Source organism: Methylophilus sp. 42, assembly GCF_000384155.1.
In the GTDB taxonomy this organism is placed as follows: Bacteria; Pseudomonadota; Gammaproteobacteria; order Burkholderiales; family Methylophilaceae; genus Methylophilus.
Genome location: NZ_KB913031.1, coordinates 1,819,446 through 1,838,224, shown reverse-complemented (window position 1 = coordinate 1,838,224; position 18,779 = coordinate 1,819,446). Strand labels below are relative to the sequence as shown.

Genomic DNA, 18,779 nt, shown 5'->3' with positions numbered 1-18,779 from the left:
CAGAGCAGGTGCCCGGCTATTTATGCGAGCGTTTGGATGAGAGCTTGCTGCGATGTTGTTGCAGTTGCGTACGCGTCTCTTCGTAACAATCCGCAACGGCCTGATAAAGGCCGGAAATAGTCTGGGCATCTTCCATGCTCAAGCTCAATAAACGGCGGCTGAGTTTACTGAGTGGAATCAAGCCCATGTTGGCAGATTCACCAGCCAGCTCATGCGCCAGTTTATGTACCTGCTCGAAATTTAAATCCAGGCTTGCCATCCCGAGCGCGCGCAGCAAGACATCGGTCGAGTCAATAAACTCTGTGATGAGTTTGTGTAAGAATGCTTCACCCCCACCCAGTTTTAACAAGTGCGCCATACGGTCATCATCCAGCAATGGTTCAACCGTTGGAATGATGTTGGCAATTTTAGGGATGGGTACAGACGCGGGTTTCCCGGTTCTCATCGGTGAGTGTGGTGACCGTGCGTCTACAAATGTGGGTTCCACCGGAGCGGCCGTTAATGGCACTTCAGGCGACGTGACTTTAGGTTTTTTGCGTCTGACGGGAGCCACTTGCGCAACCTGTTCAGTCTCGATGGTGCTCGCAATAGCTTCAATCAGGCTTTGAATTTGTCTTGAGACCACTGGCTTGGTCAATACTTGATATACCCCAGCGCGCAAACAGCGGTCTTGTGTGGTTTTAGTCGCATCTGCCGTGAGGATCACTGTTCTGATCGGTTTGCTGCCAGGCAAGGCGTTGTGGATATTAAACACCTCAAGGCCATTCATCTCTGGCATGTTGTAGTCCAGAATCATCAGGTCAAACTGGTGATGTTCCAGCGCATCCAGTGCGGCATCTCCATTGTCTACCGCTTTCACCACACAGTGCATTCTTTGCAGTGTTTCATTCAGAATCAAGCGGTTGACCACATTATCATCAGCAATCAATACACGAATTTTCTTGCGGAATTTGGTGTGGCTGCTCAACGGGACCACATTTGACTGGCCATCCAGATTTATTTCGTTCACCGCCTGCGGTGCGGGTGCCACTGCATGTGTTAGCGGCAGGCTCACCACAAAGGTGGTGCCGACATTTTCCTGGCTGGCGACACTGATTTTACCGCCCATGACTTCGACCAGTTGCTTGGCAATAGAGGTGCCCAGGCCGGTGCCACCATAGCGTCGGGTAATGCTGCTGTCTGCCTGGGTGAAACTATCAAAAATCAGCGGCAAAGCATCACTTTTAATGCCTATGCCGGTATCTCGAATACGGAAGCTGAGCTTACTCATGTCGGCATGGCCTTGTACGACGCTGACCACTACGTCGACGCCGCCATGCTGGGTGAATTTAATGGCATTGGCGATCAGGTTGGTTAATACCTGTTCGATGTGGTGCATGCTGCCGACATAGTGACGTTCGACAAGAGGATCCAGGTGAAATCTCAGCCACAATTGTTTGCGTTCGACTTCAATCTGGAACATCAGGTGCAAGCGCTGAATCAGGTCAGGCAGGAAGAAGGTGATCTCTTCCAGTTCGACTTTGCCTTTTTCGATTTTGCTAATGTCCAGCACGTCATTAATCAGTTTTTTAAGGCTAGAGGCCGACGTGCCCACCATTTTAAGCAGTTCGGATTGTTTGCTATCCAGCTTGGTTTGCGCGATTAACTCACTGGCACCAATAATGCCGTTAAGTGGGGTACGCATTTCATGGCTGATATTCGACAGGAAATTGGTTTTCGCCTCACTGGCTTGACCAGCCTCTTTGGTCGCTTTTTCCAGGCTGACCAGCAAGCGCAATGCATGCGGTGGAATCAATAACAGGGTCAGTAAAAAGCCGTAGGCTAAATGCTGGTGCTGGTTCCAGTAGGGATTTAAATACAGGGTAAGACTAAAGCCGATCAGGCTGAAGACGTAACAACCTTTGAAAAATTTGGTGCCGTAGCGCAAGCCATAGCCGATGATGAGCCAGAGGTAAATACCGATAAACACGCCTGCCATGGCGCCTGAAATCATTTGCTCAAGTGAAGTCGCCGTAATGTCCATCACCATCGCTGTCCACTGGCGCTTTTCATTTTTTTGTGGATTCTGCAGGATGTTATACAACATCAAAAAGCCCAGGCACAAATAAATCAGGCAAAGTAATACGGGCTCGAAGCTGCTGTGATTGACGAGGAGATAAAGCGTGATAAAGCTGACGAAAGCAACACGGATAAGAGCCTGCTCAGTTTCATAACTGATAGACTTTATTTCTGTCACTTTCTGCTTTAACTGTCTAACGAAATCTCGCATGCTTAATCATGTTTCAGGGTTATACGCTTACTCGATACTTGCGCAGGGAAAATCTAATCTTTTAATTGAAAATCTAACCTATATTGATAGTTAACGGACTTTTCTTAAGATAACTTAAATTTTAGCAGGCTCGATTTGATTATCAAAGAAAGTTTACTTTTCACAACGCAAAATAATAGTGTGGTTGACGGCATCTGTGATAAAAATGCCGATATTCTGGCCTTATTAACGATTTATCTGCATGACGAACCCTATTGATACAGAGCAACCCTCGAGATTGTCGCGCTGGCTGGCGCGTAGCCGCATGATATTACCGATTTCCTTTTTTGTCGGTGGTTTTGTCTGGGATGCCATTACCATCGGCAAAAAAGTGGCGCTGTCCGATATGGCGATCTTTGCCGGCTATTTGTTACTGGCAGCGTTGCTCATGTACCAGTTGGCCGAACCTTCTTCGTCGGTCAGGCGTATGGGAGAGCGCTTGTTACGTTGGCAATGGTTGCAAAACAGGGTTTCTAGCTGGCCAGTGCAAGATTGGCCTTACTGGATATTGCAGTTTTTGTTTGGCAGCCTGCTCAGTGCCTTGTTCATTCTCTATTTTAAGAGCTCCAGCTATGGCCTGGCATGGGTCGTCACGTTGGTATTGGGCGTATTGCTAGTGGCCAATGAGTTTATGGAGGGCGAATACAGGCGCTTAAGTTTGTGCTGGAGCATGTTTGGCCTGTGTACCATTTTGTGGTGCAACTTTGCTTTTCCATTTTTGTTTGGCAGTGTACACGCGGCCTGGTTCTATTTGAGCACGGTGTTGGGTGCTACGGTCACCTATGTCTTATACCAGCGTGCGCCACATCATGCGGGCCGTATCTGGCCGGTGTGGGTGATTGCAGGATTGTTGATGCTCGCCTACCGTGCAGACATGATTCCGCCGGTGCCGCTGGTCAAGCAGGCGGTTGTGGTGGCGTATGACCTGGAAAAGTCACCGGAAGGTTACTGGATGACCGTCGAGAAGTCGCCCTGGTGGCAGTTCTGGCGCGTGGACAGCGACCATTTTTACCTGCAACCCGGGCAAAAATTGGTGTGTTTTTCGGCGGTGTTTGCGCCACAAGGCCTACAGACCAAACTGTTGCATGACTGGCAGAAGAAAGTGAAAGGAGAGTGGGTCAGTGTCTCCATGCCTGGCTTCTCGCTCACTGGCGGCCGCGATAGCGGCTACCGCGGCTATACCTATAAAACAAATCTGACCGCAGGCGAGTGGCGGGTACGTATCCAGACCGCTACCCGGCAAACAATTGCTGTGAGCGCATTTAATGTTTCTGTGAGCACGACTTTAGATCCGCAACATCGTACACGTATCCGCTATTAATGCCTGGTTAACGTTGCTGGCCTTCGCATGATGCATGTGCGGTGGCATCTTGCGCCAGCGTCTCTGCCAGCCAGTCCAGCTGTGGCTCTACAGACTGACGCAAGGTCCACGGCGGGTTAATCACCCACATGCCGCTGCCGTGCATGCCAAAACCATCGGCAGATGGTTGTTGCACATCCAGTGTCACGTGCAAATAATCTGTATTCAGGCTGCGTAGCTTGTCTATCATTTGCTGTGGCTCAGGCCGTTGCAAGCGCGGATACCAGATCAGGTAAGTGCCGGTGGCAAAGCGTTTTAAACTGTCTTTAATGCAATCGACCACCCGCAGGTAATCGTCTTTTACCTCATAAGGTGGATCTATCAGCACAATGCTGCGCTTGGTCGGGGGTGGCAAACAGGCTTTAATACCTTCAAAACCATCTTTTTGCTGGATGGATACCTGCCTTTTTTGTGCTGAAAACTGTTGCTCCAGCAAGGCGGCATCTGCCGGGTGTAGCTCAAACAAACGCAACTTATCCACCGGGTTTAAAAAGTGGCTGGCGATGCAAGGGGAGCCAGGATAAAGCGTGGCATTGCCTTGACCCGCCGCTGTGACGGCTTGCAGGTAACCATCAAAAATGTCAGGTGGTTGACCTTGCTGCAAGCGTTGAATGCCGTCTACATACTCGGCTGTTTTGTTGGCCACCGAACTATCAAGGCGGTACAGACCAGCCCCGGCGTGGGTGTCTATCACCCAGTAAGCTTTATCTTTCTGGTTAAAATAATCCAGCACCAGGCTGTAAATCCAGTGTTTTAAAACGTCGGCGTGATTGCCAGCGTGAAAGGCGTGACGGTAACTTAGCATGCATATATTCTCAATAAGCCGTCATTATAAGCTACAAAATTTGCGCGCTCTTGTGAAAACCAGGCAATTTGCATTAGCATGCAAATATGAAACCTAGTCATACACACTCTGAACACACGCATGCGCATAACCACTCACATGGGGGCTCCCATGAGGGTTGCGCGCACGATCACGCAACTGACCACACAACGCATGACCAGCATGGCGACCATGGGCATGATGACCATGCACATGGCAATCCTTTCTGGATTCCTTTTCTGGCGATTGCACTCTTCACCGTCGTAGAATTTGCGGGAGGCATCTGGACGCAGTCACTGGCCTTGCTTAGTGACGCCTGGCATATGTTGTTTGACGTGCTAGCACTCGGCCTGGCCATGTGGGCCGCCCACAGGGCACGCACCGGTCACCCGGCGTCGCAGCAAACCGAGCTTCGCGTCTCCATGGTCAATGCCCTCTCCATGTTGCTGGTAACGGCCGGCATTGTCATAGAGGCCATTGAGCGTCTTAAACATCCGGTTTCCGTAGCTGGTGGCTATGTCAGTGTGATTGCGCTGGTCGGCCTGCTGGTGAATCTGTTTGTTGCCAAGCATATGCATCACCAGCACGAACATCACGGCGGCGATGCCAGCTTGAACCACCGTGCCGCATTTTTGCATGTCTTGGGTGATTTACTCGGGTCGGTGACTGCCGTCGCCGCCGGTGTCGTCATCTACTTTACTGGCTGGATGACCATAGACCCGATTCTGTCTATTCTGATTTCGTTGTTGTTATTGGTGGTGACCCTTAACCTTATCCGCGATATCTATCGCGGGAAAACGGGCCATCATCACTAGTTTTCTTTAATTGTCCGATACATTAAAAGGAGCGCCCATATGCCTTACGTCAACGTCAAACTTGCCGGCTCTGTGACCAAAGAGCAGAAGAAACTGATTGCAAAAGAAATCACTGAAACTCTGCAAAAACATGCTCAGAAGCCTGCTAATTACACCTACATTGTATTTGAAGAGGTCGAATACGAAGACTGGGCTATTGGTGGCGAGCTTTTAGGCTAGCTCAATCTTGATAAGCGAGCTTTTCAAATAAGTTGATAAATGATGCACACCATTGAAGACTTGAGGCAGGCAAATGCAGCGCTTGATGAGGTGGCCGAGCGATGGTCGGCTGCCTATTCTGTAAATTGTACTAATCCTTTGGATGCGGAAGCTAAGGCTGCGGCAGAGAAAGTTCGCCACATTGAAGAAGACCTTAGACGTCGCGGGCTTTTACCCTTCACAGAGCAGGAGCTGCTGGAAGAGAGTTTAGATCAGAGATATCCTGGTGCCCAGAGCAGGGAAGTTGTCTTATACAACGGCAAAAGATATCGAAGAAGATTTTATCCACTAGAGTTAAGCAAATCTGGAAAGAGCGTTAAGCAATGGAGAAAGGAGTGGGAACCACTCGATGATTAATTAATAGTTGTTTAAGGGCTGATAGTTTCTTTCACGCTTGATCATGTGCAGGGAGTCACTTGAGCAAACATCTGGTGCTAAAATGCCGTCATGTTTGACCCCAAACCCATCCTCAAAAACCTGCCTAACTTACCTGGTGTTTATCGCATGCTGAATGCGGAAAATACTGTGATTTATGTTGGCAAGGCCAAAGACCTGAAAAAACGGGTTTCCAGCTACTTTAATAAAAACCTGGCTAGTCCGCGTACCAAGATGATGGTGTCGCAGATTGCCAATATTGAGACGACAGTGACGCGCTCGGAAGCCGAAGCGCTATTGCTGGAAAATAACCTGATTAAAGGTCTCATGCCGCGTTACAACGTGTTGTTCCGCGACGACAAGTCTTACCCTTATATTGCGTTGACTGGTGATGCTTATCCTCGATTGGCGTTTCACCGCGGCACACAGCGCAAGGGGGCGCAGTATTTCGGGCCTTTCCCCAGCTCGCCAGCCGTGCGCGAGAGCATACAGCTGCTACAAAAAGTATTCAAATTACGCACCTGTGAAAACACTGTGTTTGCCAACCGTTCGCGGCCTTGCTTGCAATATCAGATTGCGCGCTGTACAGCCCCTTGCGTAAAGTTGATTTCCCAAGAGGATTACGCCGGTGATGTACGCCATGCCGCGATGTTTTTGTTAGGTAAGACCAGTGAGGTGATTGATTCACTGGCAGATGGCATGAATGTGGCCGCTGAGGCGATGGAGTATGAGCAGGCGGCCATTTTACGTGACCGTATCCAGGCACTGCGCCAGGTGCAGGCCAAACAGTTTGTCAGTGATTTTAGCGTCAGTGATGCCGATGTGATTGCCTGCGCAGAAGTGCAGGGCCAGCATTGCATTAACCTGGTCATGATCCGTGGTGGCCGTCATTTGGGTGACAAGAGCTTTTTCCCGAAGAACAGCCAGGATGCCGAGTTGGTTGAAACCGTAGAAGCGTTTATCACCCAGTATTACCTGTCGCAAAATACGCCGCCATTGCTGGTGTGTGGCGCCGAGATTGATAAAACCGAATTTGAAGACATGCTGAGCGAGCAGTCCGGGCGCAAGATCCGTGTGCTGACCAATGCCATCGGCGATAAAAAAGTATGGCTTAAGATGGCACAAACCAATGCTGAGTTGGCTTTGCAGCAACGCCAGGCGACCTCAGCCAGCCAGCAGGCACGCTTGTTGTCATTACGCGAAGCGCTCAACCTGGCAGAAAACACCGAGCGCATTGAGTGTTTTGATATCAGCCATACCATGGGTGAGGCCACGGTGGGCAGCTGCGTGGTGTTTGACCGCGGTGACATGCAAAATAGCGAATACCGCCGTTATAACGTCACTGGCATTACGCCAGGCGACGATTATGCCGCCATGCGCGATGTGTTGACGCGTCGCTATAAAAAAGTGGCAGCAGGCGAGGGCAAGCGGCCAGACCTGATTTTTATTGATGGTGGCAAAGGTCAGCTCGGTGTCGCCATTGAGGTGATGCAGGAGGTCGGTCTGGACGATATTCTGCTGGTCGGCATTGCCAAGGGTGAAGAGCGAAAACCTGGTCTTGAGACCATGATTTTTTCTGACACCGGCGAAATGCTGAATTTGCCTAGCGATAACCAGGGCTTGCATTTATTACAGCAAATCCGCGATGAAGCACACCGCTTTGCCATTACCGGCCACCGCGCCAAGCGCGCCAAGGCCAGAATCACCTCTAGCCTGGAAGAGATTGAAGGCGTAGGCGCCAAACGCCGCAAAGCCTTGCTGACGCGATTTGGTGGCCTGGATGGGATAAAAAGTGCTAGCATAGACGAGATTGCCCAAGTCGAAGGCATTAGCCTGGTATTGGCGCAAATCATTTACGAACGCTTGCATTAATGGCGTGTAAATAGACCTTTGTATGCATCCATAGACGAATAAAAATGTGGAATATTCCAAATATACTTACCTTATTGCGCATCGGCATGATTCCGGTGTTTGTCGGTATCTTTTACCTGCCTGCCAACGCTGTCACCGCTGACGGTCTGCCAGCACACTGGGTCAATTTAACGGCAGCCAGTGTGTTTATCGTCGCCGCATTCACCGATTGGCTGGATGGCTACTGGGCGCGCAAATATCACCAGATGTCTAAATTTGGCGCGTTTTTAGACCCTGTGGCTGACAAACTCATGGTGGCTGCGGCCTTGATCGTGCTGGTCGAATTAAATCGCGCCGGGGCTGTGGTGGCGCTGATTATCATCGGACGTGAAATTGCGATCAGCGCCTTGCGCGAATGGATGGCTAGTATAGGCAAAAGTGCTAACGTGGCCGTCGCCATGGTGGGTAAGGTCAAAACTGCCGCACAAATGGCCGCCATTACCTTATTGCTGTGGTACGACCCGCTGTTTGGGGTAGACATTCAATGGTTGGGTGAGTGGCTGATTGTATTGGCCGCGTTACTGACCCTGATTTCCATGGGTTACTACCTGCGCGCAGCCTGGCCGGCAATACGCGAAACCATCTAAAAAAGCAATCATAAAAAAGAAACATTATTTTCAAAATCGTCCTTGACACCGGTCTCAAAATCATTAAAATGCCAGCTTCTTTACGACACATGGCGTAAGGAAATACGCGGGAATAGCTCAGTTGGTAGAGCGCAACCTTGCCAAGGTTGAGGTCGCGAGTTCGAGACTCGTTTCCCGCTCCAAATTTCGGGGAAAGCGCCGCTTTCCCTTTTTAACATAAGAAGTTTTTATGTTGTTGGTTCTGGCGCGATAGCAAAGCGGTTATGCCGCGGCCTGCAAAGCCGTTTAGGCCGGTTCGACTCCGGCTCGCGCCTCCAGTCTCATGTAGCAAATATGCGGGAATAGCTCAGTTGGTAGAGCGCAACCTTGCCAAGGTTGAGGTCGCGAGTTCGAGACTCGTTTCCCGCTCCAAATTTCTCTCAAGCACTCATTCTGGATGCTACGCAAAGTAGAACAGAGTGTTAAAATATAAAGCTTGTTGACCTGCCGCCCGGATGGTGAAACTGGTAGACACAAGGGACTTAAAATCCCTCGGCTTAACGGCTGTGCCGGTTCGATTCCGGCTCCGGGCACCAAAATAAGAAACCAGCTGAAAAGCTGGTTTTTTCATTTCACACTTTCAATCTACTCCTACTTGCAGTTCAACGCCTATCATCAGAGATTTCTGACAGGATGGTGCGGTGTCGTCTGATGTATAGAGCAGTTCCATTCCTATACCCTTATCATCATTGAACAATGCTCACAAAGCAGGGCAACGAGATGACGATCAAACAACTTTGGATATTAAGTAACGCCGCCTTTACCGCTTGGCGCGATGACCGTGCGCAAAGTATGGGCGCTGCTTTAGCGTACTACACGATGCTTTCAATTGCGCCAGTATTGCTGATTGTCATTTCCCTTGCCGGCATTATTTTTGGACAAGAAGCGGCACGTGGTGAAATCTATGCGCAATTGACCCATCTGGTAGGTGAGCAGGGCGCACTGGTGGTGCAAAACCTGCTGGAAAGCACCAACCAGCCAACCGAGGGGATTGCGGCGACCACGATTGGTATTGTGTTGTTATTGGTAGGGGCAACCACGGTTTTTGGCGAATTGCAGACTGCGCTGGATAGTATCTGGAGGGCGCCGGCGAGGATAAGCAGCGGTGTGTGGAGTTTGATGCGTGCCAGATTGTTGTCATTTGGCATGATTCTGGGGATTGGCTTTTTGCTGATGGTCTCGCTTGTTTTTAGCGCAGGCTTATCTGCGATCAATAAATGGTGGTCGCCTGTATTTGCGGGATGGCTGGCGGTTGCCGGTGTGGTGAATGTTGTGTTTGGCTTTTTATTGACGACGGGCATGTTTGCGTTGATCTACAAAATCATGCCGCGTGTCAGTATTCGCTGGAGCGAGGTTTGGATTGGCGCTGCGATGACAGCCGCTTTATTTACGGTAGGTAAATGGCTGATCGGTATTTATATTGGCAGAAGTGCGTTTGCAAGTGGCTATGGGCCTGCAGGCTCTTTGCTGGCGCTGTTAATCTGGATTTATTACTCCGCGCAGATATTTCTGATGGGCGCTGAATTTACCTGGGCATATTCCCATCTGTTTGGCTCACGCAAGCAGCAGGATACGCCACGGGATTTGGCGAAGGCATTCTCAAATAATCAAACGGCACATGAACTTGGCGCCAGATGAGCGTTTACCAAACCCAGAAACCACGATTCCACGCCTGAGCTTCATCACTGCCTTCTGCATACGGGTTTTCAGTGTGCTTCAAGCCAGCGGTTGATGCATGCAAACCTTCGTCGTAGCATTTCTGCATCAGAGCATGATCCGTTTTTACGTCTGACTTGCTACCACTAAAAAAGTATAAATATCCACTCAGTAATCCCATGATATCCACCCAATCAATCATCATTTTTTTAATAATTGATTGATTATTATCTATATTGTTTTAGTTTGCCAATAGTCCGATCAAGCTATTAATACAATCCTGCAAAGACTTTTCATATCCTTGCATTTGCCAATTGCTTTGGCAAAAAATCATGCCTTCTGCGTTATTTCACTGATATTAAACACTATATAAAATTGTATAATGTCCCTGTCATGTTCGGCGCGCAGTATTGATCAATGCAGTTTGATGTCTATCAATGCTTGCAAATCAATACGGCCTAAGCGGTGTTGTGATACTTTTTTCGCCGGACAAGCATTCCCATTGAAGTCAGGACGTTGTGTGATTTACGTAGAGTTAAAAACGGTTATTCTTAAAAAACAATTAGAGTGGGGCAGGACCATTACGATTACCGAAATTGCCGATGCCAGTGGGATCAGTCGCATGACCTTGCATCGCATGTTAAAAGATCAATCCTATAATGCCAGCACCGATCACTTGAATAAGCTGTGTGCTTATTTGCAGTGTGATTTATATAGCCTGGTGCGCTGGGTCCCCGATATTGTCGTGCCGCAAGAGCACGTCGCCTAGAAAAAAACCTCCGATATTCCCGAAGGTTTTTTATTGGGGCAAAGTTTACGGCGCATTCCCCTGATTCTTGAATAAATATTTTGGCGTGACCATTGTCGCTAAAAGCATTGGTTGAGCGGCAATCCTAATGCCTATGCGGGCTGGCTGGCAATGCGCGTGAGGTGCGTATTAAGCGAACAGCGAAGATAGCTGGTTTTTGTTGCTTTTTTTAAGCAATGCAAATGCCTGAGAGTTTTGAATAATAAGAGAAAATTTTTGGAATTCTCTTGTTATGAAACTCTCGTCAGGCCATATGCAGTCCAACGCGGTGAGCGCACAGGATTGCAGCTATTGGATGCAAGCACTGACCCAGGCCTGGAAACAGGGTGCCTGGCCACAGTGTTTGACCCTGGCGCAGAAAATCACGCATGAGTTTCCTGAAGAAGGCTTGGCCTGGAAGTTATTAGGCAGCCTTTATCAACAGCAAGATACGCTGGCGCTGGCTGCAGATGCTTTCTTGCAAGCGAGCAAGCGCTTAAAGAAAGATGCTGAGGTGTTGTATAACCTGGCCAACGTGTATGCGCAATTGCAAGACACCACGCAGGCGATCAAATATTACCGCCAAACACTCAAGCTCAACCCGGTTTTTAGCCAGGCTTATGCCAACTGGGCCAGTGTACTTAAGCAAGCAGGACAAGTAAAAGAGGCGGAAAAATTACTGCGCCGGGGATTGAATATTCACCAGCAGGATGGCCGCGTCAATTTTGAACTGGCGACCTTGTTACACGAGGCAGATAAACCGCTGGAGGCGATTCAATACTACCGCGAAGCCGTGTCGATTGAGCCTGATAATGCCGTGATTTTTTTCAATATGGCGTTGGCACTGGATCAGCTTGGCAATACGACGGAAGCGATTGCTGCCTATCAGCAAACGATTGCGATTCAAAAAGACTATGTTGAGGCCTATAGCTACCTGGGTGCCTTATACCTGAAACATGGTGACGTGGAAGAAGCTGAGCAGTGGTTGCTGGCGGGCATGGCATTGAATCCAACCGAGTTATCACTGCTTAAAAATCTGGCCAAACTTTACCGCGTGACGCACCGCACCAGAGAATACCAAGCCTATATTGATCAAATCATGCAGGCGCAAGAGGTGAGTGCGGAGACGCTGAATAACCTCGCCACCGAAATGTTGAATCAGCAGTTATACGGTGAGGCCGAGAATTATTGCCTGAAGGCGCTGGCGCTGGATCCGGAAAGTCCTTATGTGCAGGGCAATCTTGGCTTGATTGAGAATGCCAGAAATGCTTATGACAAAGCGTGTGTGTATTGTGAAAAGGCATTAGCGCAGTTGCCTGAGTCAGAAAGTATCTTGAGCAATTACAGTATCAGTTTGCGCATGCTGGGCCGCTATACCGAAGCAATTGCCTGTCTGGAAAAAGCACTGCGCATCAAGCCTGAATTCATGCCTGGGTATATCAATCTGGCCAATGTCTATTTGGACATGGGGCAGATTGAAATGTCGATTGCGACCTTGAAGCAAGCCTTGCAGATTGAGCCTACCCATATGATGGCGCTTAGAAACCTGCTGTTTGCTAATAGCTACAGCAATAGCTTGCCGCCTGCCGAAAGCCTGGATTACGCGCATAGACTGGGCGCCGCCATGATGCACGAAGTGACGCCGTACGACAGCTGGAATGTCCATGCGCAAGAGCAACGTATCCGCATCGGCCTGGTATCGGCTGATTTGCGTAAACACCCGGTCGGCTATTTCCTGCACCAGTGGTTGCAGGCATTTGACGCCAGCCGCCTGGAAGTTTATGGCTACTCGACCGATGGTCGCGAAGATGCGTTTTCGCACGAGCTGAAAGACTTATGCAACCAATGGCGCTCACTGGCCGGGTTGACGGATGCGCAGGCAGCCAAACAGATTCGTGAAGATGGTATTCATATCCTGCTGGATTTATCCGGCCTGTCTGGTGGGACACGCTTGCCGATTTTTGCCCATAAACCAGCACCGGTACAAGCCACCTGGCTCGGCTATTGGGGCACGACCGGTTTGCCAACGATGGATTATGTCATCGCTGATCCAGTGAGTATTGATGCGCACGTGGCGACCCAGTTCACCGAGCAGGTCGTGCACCTGCCACATACGCGTATGTGCTTCACGGCGCCGCCTTGTGATGTCGCTGTCAATGATCTGCCAGCATTAAGCACCGGTGCTGTGACTTTTGGCTGCTTTCAAAACTACAGCAAAGTAAGTGATGACGTATTATCTTGCTGGGGCGAGGTATTGCAGGCCTTGCCGACGGCTACATTGTTTTGGCAGAGCAAAGCATTTAATGATGCCTTGGTGCGTGAAGAGGCATTGGCCAGATTGCAGCAATATGGCATCTCTGCTGCGCGTTGTAGCTTGCATGGCATGGTGCCCAGAGAAGAATACCTGCGTAACCACCACCAGATTGATGTGATCCTGGATACTTTCCCTTTCACGGGTGGCACCACGACGTGTGAAGCCTTATGGATGGGTGTACCGACGCTGACCTTGCTGGGCGACACATTGATTGCCCGCCAGGGTGCCAGCTTTATGCATTGCGTGGGGTTGGCTGACTGGGTGGCCACCAGCCGTGAAGAGTATGTGAGCAAAGCCATTGCATTGGCCAGTGATCTTGGCGCCTTGGCAACATTGCGTGCACAACTGCGCCAGCAAGTGTTGGCTTCGCCATTAATGCATGCTGAGCAGTTCGCACAGGATTTTGAACAGTTGCTGTTTGGCTTATGGCAACAAACCCTGGCCACATTGGCGCCACAGCAATTGTTGGCTGAGTCACCGGTACAAGATGCTTTTTCCGGCGAGCAGCCAGTTTGGGTAGTCAGCGCCACGCGCATGACAGAAGAAGTTTTCTGGCGTGACTCTGCACTTGGCAGATCACTCAAACGCCATATGCAGCAGGATAAACGCCTGGTGCCCGTAGTCGCTTATGAAAATACGCGTGGCCTGTCTGAGGTATTTAATGAAGCGATTGCCGCCGCGCCAGACCAGGCATTACTGGTATTGATCCACGATGATGTCTGGCTGGACGAAAATACCTTTGTTCATAGCATACAGCAGGGTTTAAATCATTATGATGTGATTGGCATTGCAGGCAACGCAAGGATTCAAGCTGGCCAGCCTGGCTGGTGCTTTGTGGATTTGCAATTCACCTGGGACGATGCCAGATACTTGCGCGGTGCGGTGAGCCATGGCCAGCATGCGTTTGGGCCTGCCTCCAGTTATGGTGATGTGTCTGGCGAATGCCAGTTGATGGATGGTGTATTCCTGGCGGCACATAAACAGACCTTGCTGCAAAGCGGAGTACGTTTTGACCAGCAATTTGACTTTCATTTTTACGACCTGGATTTTTGCCGTACAGCCACCCGTGCAGGCCTCAAATTGGGTGTATGGCCAGTGCGCATGACGCACCAGAGTGGTGGTGCGTTTGGTAGCGCACGCTGGCGTGATAAATACCTGAGCTATCGCCAGAAATGGGAGCCGGTCAGCGTACCACGGCAGCCAGCGTCCACGGCCTTGCAGGACGCAATGGCCGAGGTATTTGACCAGGCTTCACAAGCGCAACAGCAAGGCGATTTAAATACCGCGAAACAGCTATACCAGGAGATTCTGGCCGTAGATGCACAGCATGCACTCGCTACGCATAATCTGGGTTTGATTTACTGGCATAGCCAACAGCCAGCAGAGGCATTGCACTTGCTGGCACAGGCTTATGCGCTGGCGCCAACGCAGTGGCAGTTGTTAAGCAGCTACCTGACTGCACTCAAACACAGTGGTGCGACAGCCGAATTGGAGCAGGGATTGGCGCAAGCTGTTAACAGCGGCCAGCATACACAAGCCTTGCAAACATTGATGCAAGACTGGCAGTTGCCATCGCTTGCGCCAGCGCAGCCATCAGATCAGGCACAACAGGCCTTGCTGGCCTTGTTTGAGCAGCAGCAATATGCGCAGATGGAACGTGAGTTAGACACGCTATTACAGCAATATCCTGCCTGGTTAAGTGGCTGGAAAATGTTGTCTGACGTATTGATGATCCAGAAGAAAGATGCCCGCGTGGCGGCCGGTAAGGCGCTAGCCTTGAATAATCAAAGCGCTGAAGAACATTGCTACTATGGATTGGTACTCAAGGCGGAAAATGACCTCACGGCAGCCGCAGATGCCTTTGCCCAGGCCATACACCTGAAACCGGACTATGCTGCGGCGTATAACAATCTGGGTATTGTGCTCAAAGACCTGGGCGAAGTGGATGAAGCGATCAAGCAGTTTAAACAGGCGCTGATATTACAGCCGCAATATGCCGATTGCTTCAGCAATCTGCTGTTTTGCATGACGCATGCAGAACAGGTGGATAACGATGCCTTGTTACAAGCGCATACCGCGTATGCCGCCCTGTACGAAGCACCGTTAAAACCGCATTGGCAGCCTCATGGCAATACGCGCGATGCACAACGTCCGTTACGCGTAGGCTTTGTTTCTGGCGATTTGCGAGCACACTCAGTGGCGCATTTTCTGCTGCCTTTGTTACCTGCGCTGGCCCAAGATAGCTCATTGGCTTTATTTGCTTATGCCAATTATGCGCTGGAAGACGATGTCTCGGCGGAGATGCGCCAGTACTTCAAACAATGGCGTGTCGTTTCCAATATTTCTGACGATGCGCTGGCAGAGACTATCAGGCAAGACCAGATTGATATCCTGATCGACTTGTCCGGCCACACCTCCGGTAACCGTTTGCTGACATTTGCCAGGAAACCGGCACCCGTTCAGGCGAGCTGGCTGGGTTACCTGAATACCACCGGGCTGACATCCATAGACTATTACCTGGCTGATAATGCCTTGTTACCTGCCGGGCAGTTCGACCAGCAGTTTACCGAGCAGCTCGTGCAGTTGCCGGTGAATGCGCCATTTGTGCCGTATCCGCAAGCACCAGCCGTCAATGCCTTGCCTGCGCTCAGCAATGGCTATGTGACTTTTGGCTGCTTTAACCGCCCCAATAAAATTACCCAGGCTACCGTGCAGCAATGGGCTGCTGTGATGCAGGTCACGCCTGCCAGCCGCATGGTATTAGGCGGTATGGCAGAAGCGGGTGCATGCGCGCATATACAGCAATGGTTTGCCGACGCAGGCATTACTGCCGACCGCTTATCGTTTTATGCCCGTACCGATATGCTGAGTTATTTACAGCAATATCATTTGGTGGATATTTGCCTGGATACTTTCCCGTCTAATGGCGTGACCACCACCGCGCATGCTTTGTGGATGGGTGTGCCTACGCTATGCGTGGCAGGTGATCGCCTGGCCAGCCGCGGTGCCATGGCGTTGATGCAGCATCTTGATCTGGCCGACTGGGTCGCGGCCAATTCACAGCAATATTTCCAACAGGCCGCGCATGTGTTGTCTGACCTGCAGGCACTGGCTGATTTACGCGCCAATATGCGCACCCGTTTTACGCAGTCTCCGCTGGCACAAGCGGCACCATTAGCGCACGCTTTGTCACAGGCGATGCGCCAGATGTGGCAACGCTGGTGCCAGGGGCAGGCCGCAAGCAGTTTTGCTATTCCTTCTTTAACGCTGAAAGAATCTTCTGTTGCGCCGGACGCGACTGAACCCTCTGATAAAGGTATCTCTATGAATACAACACTTAACCCACAAACTGCACAGGCTAATGCGCTGCACGATTCGATTGCTGAAGTGTTTCAGCTGGCGCTGCAAATGCAGGAAAAAGGCGACCTGGCACAAGCGATGAGCTTTTATCAGGAAATCTTGCGCATTGATGACAAGCATGCAGCCACGTATTTCCAGTTAGGACTATTGGCGCAGCAAGCGGGTAAGGCCGAAGAGGTATTACCGCTATTGGAGCAAGCCGTAATTCTGGCACCGCAGCAGCCTGCGTACTGGCAAGCCTATATTGGCGAACTGTCGCTGACCGCGCCAAAAAATGAAGTGCTGGACGTGATCACTTTTGCCCGCCAGAATGGCCTGGCCGCAGCCGATGCCGATGCACTGCAACGCCAATACAGCCAGTCAGTAGCTGCCGCAGATGTCGTGCGCAAAGGGCCTTATATCTACCGTACTGAAGATAACTTCTATCAGCGTGCGCAGACCGAGGCTTTTGGCTACCAGGATGTGGGTAATGCCGAGCAACGTTTATATGACATGATCCGCCAGTCACGCGACAAGAGCGTATTCTCCAGCGAGCTGGCAGCCAAAGCCACCGACTGGCCGAGCTACTACCACCTGACTTCGCAGCGCGCCAATTTGCTGCGCCCGTTTGCGGACAAAATTGCCAACGGTAAGGTGCTTGAGCTCGGTGCCGGTTGTGGCGCAATTACGCGTTTCCTCGGTGAGCTGGGCGGCGAAGTGGTGGCACTAGAAGGCAGCCCCAACCGTGCACGTGTGATTGGCCAACGTTGTGCCGATCTCAACAATGTGACGATTTACTCTGACCTGATCCAAGCGTTTGAAACTGACGAGAAGTTTGATGTCGTGACCTTGATCGGTGTGCTTGAATATGCGCAGGTCTATGTGAAAGAAGCCGATCCTTTGCGTTTCTTGCTGCAAACCGCCAAGTCTTTCCTCAAAGAAGACGGCATGCTGATTGTGGCGATTGAAAACCAGCTTGGCCTCAAGTATTTCTGCGGTGCGCCTGAAGACCATATGGGACAGGCCATGTATGGGATTAATGACTCCTATAGCACTACAAGCCCGATCACCTTTGGCCGCGTAGAGCTGGATGCCTTGATCCGCAGTGCCGGTTTTGAAACCACAGAGTTGTATGTGCCACTGCCAGATTACAAAACACCCGTCAGCGTGATTTACCCGGAAGGCTTTAACCAGGCCCATCGTGCGGCAGGCTGGGATGTAGGTGCCCTGGCGGCAGGCTCGGTGGTGCATGACAGGCAATCGCCACGTCACCCGACATTCTCACTGGAAAATGCCTGGCAGGTGATTGCGCGTAATAACCTGGTAGAAGATGTTGCAAACTCATTTATGTTCGTGGCGTATCCGCAGCGCCAGGCTGGCAAATTGCATCCGGACGTATTGGCTGCGCATTATGGTTGCCAGCGCCAGGCCGTGTTTAGCAAGGAAACCCAGTTTGTACATGATGCACAAGGCTTGGCAACGCGTACACGCAATACCGGCGAAACGGCGCAATTGCTGCAGGCAGATTGGGAGCATGCGCCTTACCATGGTGGCCAGTTGTGGATGGACAAGCTGACGCAGTTGATGAACCGTCCTGGCTGGCGCGTGGAAGACCTGGCGGCATGGACTGCCCCATGGTTGCAAGGCCTGGAAGCCGCAGCACGGACCGGTGGCAAAACCTTGCCGGAGTTTGCAGGCTATTCCGCCTTGTTGCCTTCTCAGTATTTTGATGCGACGCCAACCAACTTTGTGATGGACAAAGCTGGGCAGGGCCATTTCTTTGACCTGGAGTGGGATTTTGCCATTCCATTACCAGTGGCTTTCGTGGCCTTGCGTGGCCTGTTCCTCACCCTGCATCGTGTGCGTAGTTGCGGCAAACCCCACGCCAGCACGCCAACCAATATTGGCAGCCTGACACTGGCAGTGCTGGAGCTGAGTGGCTACCACTACCGCGATGACCAGTTACAAGCGTTTATCAGCGTGTTTAACCGCCTGCAAAATATGACACAAGGCGTGCCTGAGCATGTAGTGAATGGCTTGACCGCTGAGTTTACCCGGGCAGAGTTGCCGGTACGTCAGCTGTTTACGTAACACGGGGCGTATCAATACCAAAGCATGCACAGCGATGTGCATGCTTTTTTGTTGCCTGTAGAAAACGGCTGGCAATAAAAATCCGGCGACTATACAGTGGCCGGATCTTTTAAGCG

12 protein-coding genes and 4 tRNA genes are annotated in these 18,779 nt (G+C 50.8%); 13 read left to right on the top strand and 3 right to left on the bottom strand.

Features of this window, described 5'->3' with window-relative positions; translation table 11 throughout:
- Positions 1-16: 16 nt before the first annotated feature.
- Positions 17-2,236 (bottom strand): ATP-binding protein, encoded by a 2,220-nt coding sequence (locus tag MET42_RS0108955; RefSeq protein ID WP_019915252.1) that lies wholly within the window; start codon positions 2,234-2,236, stop codon positions 17-19.
- A 274-nt stretch (positions 2,237-2,510) separates the two neighbouring features.
- On the opposite strand from MET42_RS0108955, the gene MET42_RS0108945 reads away from it, so the two are divergent.
- Positions 2,511-3,629, top strand: a complete 1,119-nt coding sequence (locus MET42_RS0108945) for a DUF2914 domain-containing protein (protein WP_019882574.1) — start codon at positions 2,511-2,513, stop codon at positions 3,627-3,629.
- A 7-nt stretch (positions 3,630-3,636) separates the two neighbouring features.
- Here the strand turns inward: MET42_RS0108945 and MET42_RS0108940 are convergent, their stop codons facing one another.
- Complete coding sequence (locus MET42_RS0108940; RefSeq protein WP_019882573.1) at positions 3,637-4,473, bottom strand: 23S rRNA (adenine(2030)-N(6))-methyltransferase RlmJ; 837 nt, start codon at positions 4,471-4,473, stop codon at positions 3,637-3,639.
- 86 nt (positions 4,474-4,559) lie between these two features.
- Between MET42_RS0108940 and MET42_RS0108935 the strand changes: the two genes are divergently transcribed.
- The 10 genes from MET42_RS0108935 (at position 4,560) to MET42_RS0108890 (ending at position 10,114) form a co-directional block, all read left to right on the top strand.
- Entirely contained in the window at positions 4,560-5,306 is a 747-nt protein-coding gene (locus tag MET42_RS0108935) for a cation diffusion facilitator family transporter (RefSeq protein ID WP_019882572.1), read from the top strand.
- Between the two features lie 39 nt (positions 5,307-5,345).
- Complete coding sequence (locus MET42_RS0108930; protein ID WP_019882571.1) at positions 5,346-5,525, top strand: 4-oxalocrotonate tautomerase family protein; 180 nt, start codon at positions 5,346-5,348, stop codon at positions 5,523-5,525.
- 39 nt (positions 5,526-5,564) lie between these two features.
- A complete protein-coding gene (locus MET42_RS0108925; RefSeq protein ID WP_019882570.1) occupies positions 5,565-5,921 on the top strand; it encodes a hypothetical protein in 357 nt (118 codons plus the stop codon).
- 90 nt (positions 5,922-6,011) lie between these two features.
- Complete coding sequence (uvrC, locus tag MET42_RS0108920) at positions 6,012-7,811, top strand: excinuclease ABC subunit UvrC (RefSeq protein WP_019882569.1); 1,800 nt, start codon at positions 6,012-6,014, stop codon at positions 7,809-7,811.
- Positions 7,812-7,855: 44 nt separating this feature from the next.
- On the top strand, positions 7,856-8,437 hold the full coding sequence (pgsA, locus tag MET42_RS0108915; RefSeq protein ID WP_029512386.1) for a CDP-diacylglycerol--glycerol-3-phosphate 3-phosphatidyltransferase: 582 nt from the start codon (positions 7,856-7,858) through the stop codon (positions 8,435-8,437).
- A 106-nt stretch (positions 8,438-8,543) separates the two neighbouring features.
- Positions 8,544-8,619: transfer RNA gene (locus MET42_RS0108910), tRNA-Gly, on the top strand.
- A 61-nt stretch (positions 8,620-8,680) separates the two neighbouring features.
- Positions 8,681-8,754: transfer RNA gene (locus MET42_RS0108905), tRNA-Cys, on the top strand.
- Positions 8,755-8,772: 18 nt separating this feature from the next.
- Positions 8,773-8,848, top strand: a tRNA-Gly gene (locus MET42_RS0108900).
- A 77-nt stretch (positions 8,849-8,925) separates the two neighbouring features.
- Positions 8,926-9,012 (top strand) — tRNA-Leu (locus MET42_RS0108895).
- A 184-nt stretch (positions 9,013-9,196) separates the two neighbouring features.
- Positions 9,197-10,114 carry a YihY/virulence factor BrkB family protein gene (locus MET42_RS0108890; RefSeq protein ID WP_232411424.1) on the top strand — a complete coding sequence of 306 codons (918 nt, stop codon included), beginning with the start codon at positions 9,197-9,199 and terminating at the stop codon, positions 10,112-10,114.
- Positions 10,115-10,118: 4 nt separating this feature from the next.
- On the opposite strand, the gene MET42_RS0108885 is transcribed toward MET42_RS0108890, so the two are convergent.
- Entirely contained in the window at positions 10,119-10,337 is a 219-nt protein-coding gene (locus MET42_RS0108885) for a hypothetical protein (protein ID WP_019882566.1), read from the bottom strand.
- Between the two features lie 315 nt (positions 10,338-10,652).
- On the opposite strand from MET42_RS0108885, the gene MET42_RS0108880 reads away from it, so the two are divergent.
- Together MET42_RS0108880 and MET42_RS0108875 are read left to right on the top strand one after the other, a co-directional pair.
- Positions 10,653-10,901: a helix-turn-helix transcriptional regulator gene (locus tag MET42_RS0108880; protein WP_019882565.1), complete on the top strand. Its 249-nt coding sequence runs from the start codon at positions 10,653-10,655 to the stop codon at positions 10,899-10,901.
- Between the two features lie 271 nt (positions 10,902-11,172).
- Positions 11,173-18,663 (top strand): tetratricopeptide repeat protein, encoded by a 7,491-nt coding sequence (locus tag MET42_RS0108875; protein ID WP_232411422.1) that lies wholly within the window; start codon positions 11,173-11,175, stop codon positions 18,661-18,663.
- Positions 18,664-18,779: the final 116 nt, after the last annotated feature.

Bases quoted from the DNA above. Each gene is read 5' to 3' on its own strand.
- MET42_RS0108885 (WP_019882566.1), bottom strand. From the start codon at position 10,337: ATGATGATTGATTGGGTGGATATCATGGGATTACTGAGTGGATATTTA.
- MET42_RS0108940 (WP_019882573.1), bottom strand. From the start codon at position 4,473: ATGCTAAGTTACCGTCACGCCTTTCACGCTGGCAATCACGCCGACGTT.
- MET42_RS0108890 (WP_232411424.1), top strand. From the start codon at position 9,197: ATGACGATCAAACAACTTTGGATATTAAGTAACGCCGCCTTTACCGCT.
- MET42_RS0108935 (WP_019882572.1), top strand. From the start codon at position 4,560: ATGAAACCTAGTCATACACACTCTGAACACACGCATGCGCATAACCAC.
- MET42_RS0108925 (WP_019882570.1), top strand. From the start codon at position 5,565: ATGATGCACACCATTGAAGACTTGAGGCAGGCAAATGCAGCGCTTGAT.
- pgsA (WP_029512386.1), top strand. From the start codon at position 7,856: ATGTGGAATATTCCAAATATACTTACCTTATTGCGCATCGGCATGATT.
- MET42_RS0108875 (WP_232411422.1), top strand. From the start codon at position 11,173: ATGAAACTCTCGTCAGGCCATATGCAGTCCAACGCGGTGAGCGCACAG.
- MET42_RS0108930 (WP_019882571.1), top strand. From the start codon at position 5,346: ATGCCTTACGTCAACGTCAAACTTGCCGGCTCTGTGACCAAAGAGCAG.
- uvrC (WP_019882569.1), top strand. From the start codon at position 6,012: ATGTTTGACCCCAAACCCATCCTCAAAAACCTGCCTAACTTACCTGGT.
- MET42_RS0108945 (WP_019882574.1), top strand. From the start codon at position 2,511: ATGACGAACCCTATTGATACAGAGCAACCCTCGAGATTGTCGCGCTGG.